Below are 7,048 nucleotides of genomic sequence, written 5' to 3' on the forward strand. Positions count from 1 at the left end.
GATTCGGGAAGTCTTTTTCAGACCTTCCTTAGTCATCGTCCAGGGTGGCCACGGTATTTCCTCAGTTCTGGAAATACTGTGGCCAGTGGAACTGGCTCAGCGAAGCAGCAATAAGGGTACAGTGGATGTACGCAGCATCGTCGTGGTCGTGCTGCCTATCAGAAACTGCCTGATGCGTGAGTGCCCGTACGCCCCCATGACCAAGAGGTCAATGCCGTGCTCTGCCTGATACGCATGCAGTGTGGACTCTACTTCGCCTGGGCGGATCTCGGAATGCACCAGCGAGCCGGAAGACGCAAGCGTGGTTCGTGCCTTCTCCAGCGCGTTCTGGTTGTCTTCAGAATCCGTTCCAACCATGACGATATGAATTGGCAGGCCTTCGCACAGCGGGCTTGAAGCAAGCATCTGTAAGGTCTTGTGGCCTGTTGCGCTGCCGTCAAATGCCACCATGACCGTTTCAGGTTTCCTGAAATGGCTGGTTGTAATCAGGGTGGGGCGGTGGATAGTTCGGACTATCGCTTCAATCTGGCTGCCAAGACTTTGGGCACTGCGCGTGCTGTCCTCACCGACTCTTCCAATCACCAGTAACCGAATATCGTCTTGGAGATCGCTCAGGCTCTCGACGAGATGGCCATGGCGCTGCTTCATATCAGGTGACATGGCGCCAGAGTGAACTGTTCGCTCGCGAGCTTTTTCAAGCATGTGCTGCCCATGCTCCAACGCCAGTTTTGCCCGCTGCGCATCCAGCATGGCCAACTCTTCCAGCAGATGTTCTCTGCTACCGAGACCGATATTGCCGCTGAGGTCAGCGGATGCAGGATATTTCTCCTTATCCAGCACATGAAGCAAGGTCAGGGGAGCGCTGAGTCGTTGCGAGGCCCATGCTGCGTAATCGCAGACCGCCAATGAGGATTGTGAGTTATCAATGCATGCCATTACGCGGGTCATTGTCGTTCTCTTTAGTGGCTCATGAGCTTGTCGATGGCACCGGGTTTGTCATGCACGCCGAAGCGGTCAACGATTGTCGCGCTGGCTTCATTGAGACCGAGCACTTCAACCTCAGCGCCTTCGCGTCGGAACTTGATCACGACCTTATCCAGCGCTGCGACGGCGGTGATATCCCAGAAATGCGCCTGTGTGAGATCGATGGTGACCTTGTTGAGCGCCTCCTTGAAGTCAAAAACCTCAGTGAACTTGTCCGCAGAGCTAAAGAACACCTGGCCCACGACGCGGTAAGTCCGATGCGATTTCGTCTCTTCAAGAGTGCTCTTGATATCCAGGTAGTGCCCGACCTTGTTTGCGAAGAACAGGGAGGCCAGCAGCACACCTACCAGTACGCCGTAAGCCAGATTGTGAGTGGCCACGACGACCACGACGGTCGCCACCATGACGAGGTTGGTCGACAGCGGATGCTCTTTCAGATTACGCAAGGAATCCCAGCTAAAGGTGCCGATGGACACCATGATCATCACAGCCACGAGTGCCGCCATAGGGATTTTGGAGAGCCATTCGCCAAGAAATACCACCATCAGCAGCAGGAAAACGCCGGCACACAATGTCGAGAGACGGGTGCGGCCACCAGATTTCACGTTGATGATCGACTGGCCGATCATGGCGCAACCTGCCATGCCGCCAAGCATGCCGGCAGCGATGTTGGCCACACCCTGGCCTTTGCACTCGCGGTTTTTGTTGCTGGTGGTGTCGGTAAGGTCGTCGACGATGGTCGCGGTCATCATTGATTCGAGTAGACCCACTACTGCCAACGCAGCCGAGTACGGGAAAATGATGCGCAGGGTTTCAAAATTCAGCGGAACTTCAGGCCAGAGGAAGATCGGGAGCGTATCAGGCAGTTGGCCCATGTCACCGACGGTGCGGATATCCAAACCGAGGTAAATGGCGATGGCAGTCAGCGTCAGAATGCACACCAATGGAGAGGGAATCACCTTGCCGATTTTCGGTACATACGGGAACAGGTAGATGATTCCCAGGCCCGCAGCGGTCATGGCATAGACATGCCAGGTGACATTGGTCAGCTCAGGCAATTGCGCCATAAAAATCAGAATCGCTAATGCGTTTACGAAGCCGGTGACTACCGAGCGTGAAACAAAGCGCATCAACGAGCCGAGCTTCAGGTAGCCGGCAAGGATTTGAAGTACGCCACATAGTAGCGTCGCGGCCAGCAGGTACTGGAGTCCATGCTCTTTTACCAGCGTAACCATCAGCAGTGCCATGGCGCCTGTCGCCGCCGAGATCATTCCGGGGCGCCCGCCGACAAAGGCGATGACAGCACAGATACAGAAGGAGGCGTAGAGACCGACTTTGGGATCTACCCCGGCGATGATGGAAAAGGCGATGGCTTCCGGGATCAGCGCGAGTGCGACCACCAGCCCCGCGAGCACGTCGGCACGGACGTTGGAAAACCACGTTTGTCTAAGTTTTTGCAGCATATAAATATCCAAGGCAAAGCATCGCGCACGCCAAGGGAGTGGCGAGCGAATCGATACAAATTCAAATTTTGAGGATTTTTTGCTGTGTGCTTAAGGTGTAAAACCAGGCGTACAGCAGTGAGCACCCGCGAGCGAGGCTAGCGGAAGCAGGTTGTTGCGAGGGGGCGTAGCGCTAAGGCGGCGTAGGCTGCCAGTAGATCGTTTGGAGTACAGTCATGCTGATGTTCCTGTAGCTCAAGGGGTATGCGGAGCCGAAGTATACAATGAAGCCATCGTCGATTGCGACCCGCTGGCAGGCTCTGCATGACCTACGTCAGATACAGGCTTATTCAATGGGTATACCTGCGGGCAAGGCTTTGTTTTCCACCCGTTCTTGTCCGAGCTGGTCTGTGTGCTGAGGGGTGAGTTGGCCAGACGGTTACCTTTTTTCTTACTCCCCCTTTTTGTGCTTGTGGGGTTTCAGGTCCGGATGGTCCTTCTGCTTTTCAGGGGTGACTCGCTGCCTTTTGTCCGGAGTGCCATCTTCATTGGTGCGCTTTGGGCCTGGCTTGATGCTCATGCAAAACTTCCTTTTCCGCTTGGGTTGTTGAATGCAGCTATGTAATTAGTCCAGCTTCTCTCAGCTGTCAAAGCAGGCTGGTGCAGAACCGCCTGGCCGATGATCCGGTCCACATCGAACATTCAGAGGCCAGAATAAGAGCCTCCGACAAAGGGCTTACAAGGGGCAGTGAAATCCAGCGCTGAGCGATACGAAGACGTCTGGACGTTCATCATGCCGAGCACGGTGTGGAACAGGTTGTCGTGGCTCAGCGGTGACGTGGTTTGAGCTTTCAAACAACCCACGTTGACCTTTTCGCTCTTCGCGAGCGAGTCAGACATCCAAAGTACCAACGGCACCTTTGTTTGCTCGTCAGGAGCCATCGCGTAAGGCAGCCCGTGTAGATAGAGCCCACCCTCCCCCAGCGATTCGCCGTGGTCCGAAACGTACATCAGCGCAGTGTCGAACTTGGTGTTGGCCGCCAGGATATCGATGAGATTTGCAGTCACATAATCGGTGTAGAGGATTGAGTTGTCGTAGGCATTGACCACCTCCTCCTGCTTACATTTGTCGAGCTCGTTGGTCTCGCACACCGGTGCGAATTTCTTGAATTGCGAGGGGTAGCGCTTGTAGTAGGCCGGGCCGTGACTGCCTTTGTAGTGGAGCACCAGGACAGCATCGCCTTCCTGGCGCTTGATGAAGTCTTGCATCTCCGTGAGCAGCACCCCGTCCTTACACTCCTCGCTGGTGCACAGTTGGGAATCCGCGTGAGAGGCAGCCTTGTGGTTGGGAACCCTGTCGCAGACCCCTTTGCACCCCGAGTTGTTGTCAGTCCACATGACACTGATGCCAGCGCGTTGAAGCACGTCGAGCAGCCCTTCTCGGCTCTTGGCCAAGCCATCTTTGTACTGGGCCTTACCCACGTCCAGGAACATGCATGGCAGCGAGACCGCGGTAGCGGTACCGCAGGAGCTCACGTTCGTGAAGCTAATGACATTTCGCTTTTCTAGTTCCGGATTCGTTTCACGGGAGTAGCCGTTGAGGGAGAAGTTGGCGGAGCGAGCGGTCTCTCCTACTGCCAGTACCAGCAGCCTGGGTTTACGAGCCGCACCCTGTCGATTAACTACCGCATCAGTACCAATGGCCGTCAGCGTTTTAGGTGAGGCCAGCTGACGCTTCAGGTACCCATGGCCAGCCGCAAACAAGTTGGTAGGTACCAGAATCAGCCGGATCTCCCGATTGTTGCGCAGCAAGGAGGCATACGACTGGTACTGACTCAACGCGATGCCAGATAAGGTCAACAGAGCGAGCGACAGAGCAATGAACCTGCTGACCAAAGCTTTGGCCCAAGGCTTGCGCCGGAGGGGAACCCGGGCAATCAGGTAGACGGGCAACACCCCAACCATTGCGACCCAAAGACCGAGCTTCCAATTCAGCAGCTCGGTTGCCTCAGCGACGTCGGTCTCCACAACGTTGGTGAACATTGTGTAATCGATCACGATGCCGTAGGCATTCATGAAGTAACTCGCAAAAGACGCGCTGATCAGTACCAGGCACAGTATGGGTTTGGCCAGCCGCCCCCATGACAGCAAGCTCAGAACGGTAAACACCCATGCGAATACTATGACTGGGAGGCTAGCCGCTAGCTGCCAGTTCACTTCATCGGTTTTGAATACCAGCTTCCAGAGCACGTTCCAGAGCTCAGCGTTCGCGAATAGCAGTAACCAAAAAGTCACCAGGCCGATTAGCAAATTAGTACTGATGCCTTTCTGCCGCGCATTGCGAATAGCAAAGATCCATTTGCTTAACAGGGTGTGAACAATGGATTTGGAAGGTGTCATTATCAAACTCTGGAAGCTGCTTATCCATGGCGGTAGCTATGGAGTTAGCGGGAGCTACAAGGCAAACCGTCGACAGATGCTGAGCGATTGCGCAATGTGCGGAGCGTCAGAGGCCTTAGGCCCCTAGGCGTTGGGGACGCTTAGTATGTGTGAGGCATAGGGATAAAAAGAGAAATGAATCTCGCTGAGCGCATTATTTCCGGGACCTGATAACGACACGATGACCTCGGGATTACAATGCTGACAGAAATCCAATTACTGCTGTTTTGATTGTCATTGATCACGCTATGATCAAAATTAGGGGAATACTACCCACCAAAAGCAATGCTCCGCTCAGCTAGATAAATTTAATTTCACAAACAAAACGGTTTCGTTTTGTCGTAGGCTAATTTTGAACTTTCAATTCAACTTGCAAGTCTTTCTCGCGAGCAGAACATAATTTTCAACTTTTGCTCGTTAATATGTCACCCATCAATGAGGGGCGAATACCATGAGCTTTTTCAAAAACATCCTGGGCGGGCACCATGGCCGTGGAAACCACGGTGGAGGCAAGCACCACAGCGGGGGACATGGGGCCGAGCAATATGATCGCCATGGCCGGCAGCAGGGCTGCGACGGCGGTAATCAGGTGTATGACGGCGGGCGCCCTCCCACTCCTGCCCCCATCAAAGATCTGCAGGGCTGCAGGCAGTGCCGGACGGCCAACGATCCGTCAGCACGCTTTTGTCTAAACTGCGGAACACCGCTATCGAGTGGTTGCACCGCCTGCGGCTCGCTGCTGAGTGCAGGAGCAAGATTTTGCAGTCAGTGTGGCCAAGCGACGCTCTAAGGCTAGGTAGACAGGAAGGCCAACGAGACCACAACCCTGCGCAAGGAGAAATACGTGGGTTCAAATCATGACCATGGCAGCGCTGCAGTACGCGAGGGGCATCAGAAGAAGCTAATCATGGCGCTCGGCTTGACTGGCAGCTTCATGATTGCAGAAGTGATCGGTGCGTGGATTACCGGCAGCCTGGCGCTGCTGTCGGACGCATCTCACATGTTCACAGATACTGCCGCCTTGGCGATCTCACTGATTGCACTTCAGATAGCCAAGCGGCCGGCGGATCAGAAAAGAACCTTCGGCTATGCGCGCCTGGAAATTCTGGCTTCGACGTTCAACGCCGTGCTGCTCTTCCTGGTGGCGATGTACATCTTGTATGAGGCCTACCAGCGCTTCTTCATGCCGGCGGAGATCGCTACCGGAGCGATGATGTGGATCGCAATCGCCGGCCTGATCATCAACCTAATTTCGATGCGCCTTCTGGCATCTGCGAGCAACGAAAGCCTCAACGTCAAAGGAGCCTACCTCGAAGTTTGGAGCGACATGCTCGGCTCGCTTGGCGTAATCATCGCGGCACTTATCATCCGCTTCACCGGCTGGACCTGGGTCGACACGATTGTCGCTGTGGCGATCGGCCTTTGGGTTCTGCCGCGGACGTGGCAGTTGCTTCGCGAAAGCCTGGGGATCCTCATGGAGGGTGTCCCGAGGGGGCTCGACGTTACGGCAATCGAGGCCACCATCCTCGGAGTAGATGGCGTGACGGACGTTCATGACTTGCACGTGTGGGCTGTCAGCAGTGGCAGTAACGTGATGACGTCGCACGTAGTGGTTCGGGATTCTGCAGATGGGGATGCTGTGTTGGCGGCCGTCGTGGATGCTGTCAGCGATGCATTCGAAATCCATCACTGCACCATCCAGATCGAGCGGGCAGCTTTCCACGAGAGCGTTCCCTCACCCTCGCACTGACCGATCGGTAAACACCATGCAAACACATCACCCTCCTGGCTGAGGGTGATGTTGCAAAAAAAATGCGGTGAGGGATGCCGTAAACGGCAGGAGCGCTTCAAGGGGGTTGGTGAATGGCTTCGCCTGCCCTCGTCAACAACCTCCAGAAGGCTCAGCGATGGCCTGGATCATCACGAAGTACCTACTCACTGCCGGTATAGTGATTCTCGTGTCAGAGCTGGCGAAACGCAGCGACAAGCTGGGCGGCTTGGTCGCCGCCCTACCCTTGGTCACGGTCGTGACGTTGGTCTGGCTCTATTTAGAGAACCAGAGCATGGAGAAGATCTCCAACCATGCTTGGTACACGTTCTGGTACGTGCTTCCGACCCTGCCGATGTTTATTGCTTTTCCATTGCTGCTACCTAAGGAAGGTCTGAAAAAGACTTCCCGAATC

At 55.0% G+C, this 7,048-nt stretch carries 7 protein-coding genes; 3 read left to right on the plus strand and 4 right to left on the minus strand.

Translation table 11 applies throughout. The features are described 5' to 3' along the window. Positions 1-96 precede the first annotated feature (96 nt). From HMPREF3173_RS10380 to HMPREF3173_RS10390, 4 genes are all read right to left on the minus strand, one after another. Positions 97-948: a universal stress protein gene (locus HMPREF3173_RS10380; RefSeq protein WP_012316922.1), complete on the minus strand. Its 852-nt coding sequence runs from the start codon at positions 946-948 to the stop codon at positions 97-99. An 11-nt stretch (positions 949-959) separates the two neighbouring features. Next, positions 960-2,447, minus strand: coding sequence for a SulP family inorganic anion transporter (locus HMPREF3173_RS10385; protein WP_009684101.1), 1,488 nt, complete (start codon positions 2,445-2,447; stop codon positions 960-962). A gap of 430 nt (positions 2,448-2,877) precedes the next feature. Further along, entirely contained in the window at positions 2,878-3,006 is a 129-nt protein-coding gene (locus HMPREF3173_RS24960; RefSeq protein ID WP_003253468.1) for a hypothetical protein, read from the minus strand. 122 nt (positions 3,007-3,128) lie between these two features. After that, entirely contained in the window at positions 3,129-4,826 is a 1,698-nt protein-coding gene (locus tag HMPREF3173_RS10390) for a phosphoethanolamine transferase (protein ID WP_003298414.1), read from the minus strand. A 490-nt stretch (positions 4,827-5,316) separates the two neighbouring features. On the opposite strand from HMPREF3173_RS10390, the gene HMPREF3173_RS23905 reads away from it, so the two are divergent. The 3 genes from HMPREF3173_RS23905 to HMPREF3173_RS10405 form a co-directional block, all read left to right on the plus strand. Then, the gene (locus tag HMPREF3173_RS23905; protein WP_079732563.1) at positions 5,317-5,655 is read left to right on the plus strand and encodes a zinc ribbon domain-containing protein; all 339 of its coding nucleotides are present in this window, start codon (positions 5,317-5,319) and stop codon (positions 5,653-5,655) included. 54 nt (positions 5,656-5,709) lie between these two features. Continuing rightward, positions 5,710-6,615 (plus strand): cation diffusion facilitator family transporter, encoded by a 906-nt coding sequence (locus HMPREF3173_RS10400; RefSeq protein WP_010951438.1) that lies wholly within the window; start codon positions 5,710-5,712, stop codon positions 6,613-6,615. A gap of 157 nt (positions 6,616-6,772) precedes the next feature. After that, on the plus strand, positions 6,773-7,048 hold a 276-nt coding region (locus HMPREF3173_RS10405), incomplete at its 3' end, for a DUF3147 family protein (protein WP_070572919.1).

Origin of the sequence: Pseudomonas sp. HMSC08G10 (genome assembly GCF_001808425.1) — a bacterium.
Classification (GTDB): Bacteria; Pseudomonadota; Gammaproteobacteria; order Pseudomonadales; family Pseudomonadaceae; genus Aquipseudomonas; species Aquipseudomonas guariconensis.

Coding starts and splice junctions, on each gene's coding strand:
- HMPREF3173_RS10380 (WP_012316922.1), bottom strand. CDS start 948: ATGACCCGCGTAATGGCATGCATTGATAACTCACAATCCTCATTGGCG.
- HMPREF3173_RS10385 (WP_009684101.1), bottom strand. CDS start 2,447: ATGCTGCAAAAACTTAGACAAACGTGGTTTTCCAACGTCCGTGCCGAC.
- HMPREF3173_RS24960 (WP_003253468.1), bottom strand. CDS start 3,006: ATGAGCATCAAGCCAGGCCCAAAGCGCACCAATGAAGATGGCACTCCG.
- HMPREF3173_RS10390 (WP_003298414.1), bottom strand. CDS start 4,826: ATGACACCTTCCAAATCCATTGTTCACACCCTGTTAAGCAAATGGATC.
- HMPREF3173_RS23905 (WP_079732563.1), top strand. CDS start 5,317: ATGAGCTTTTTCAAAAACATCCTGGGCGGGCACCATGGCCGTGGAAAC.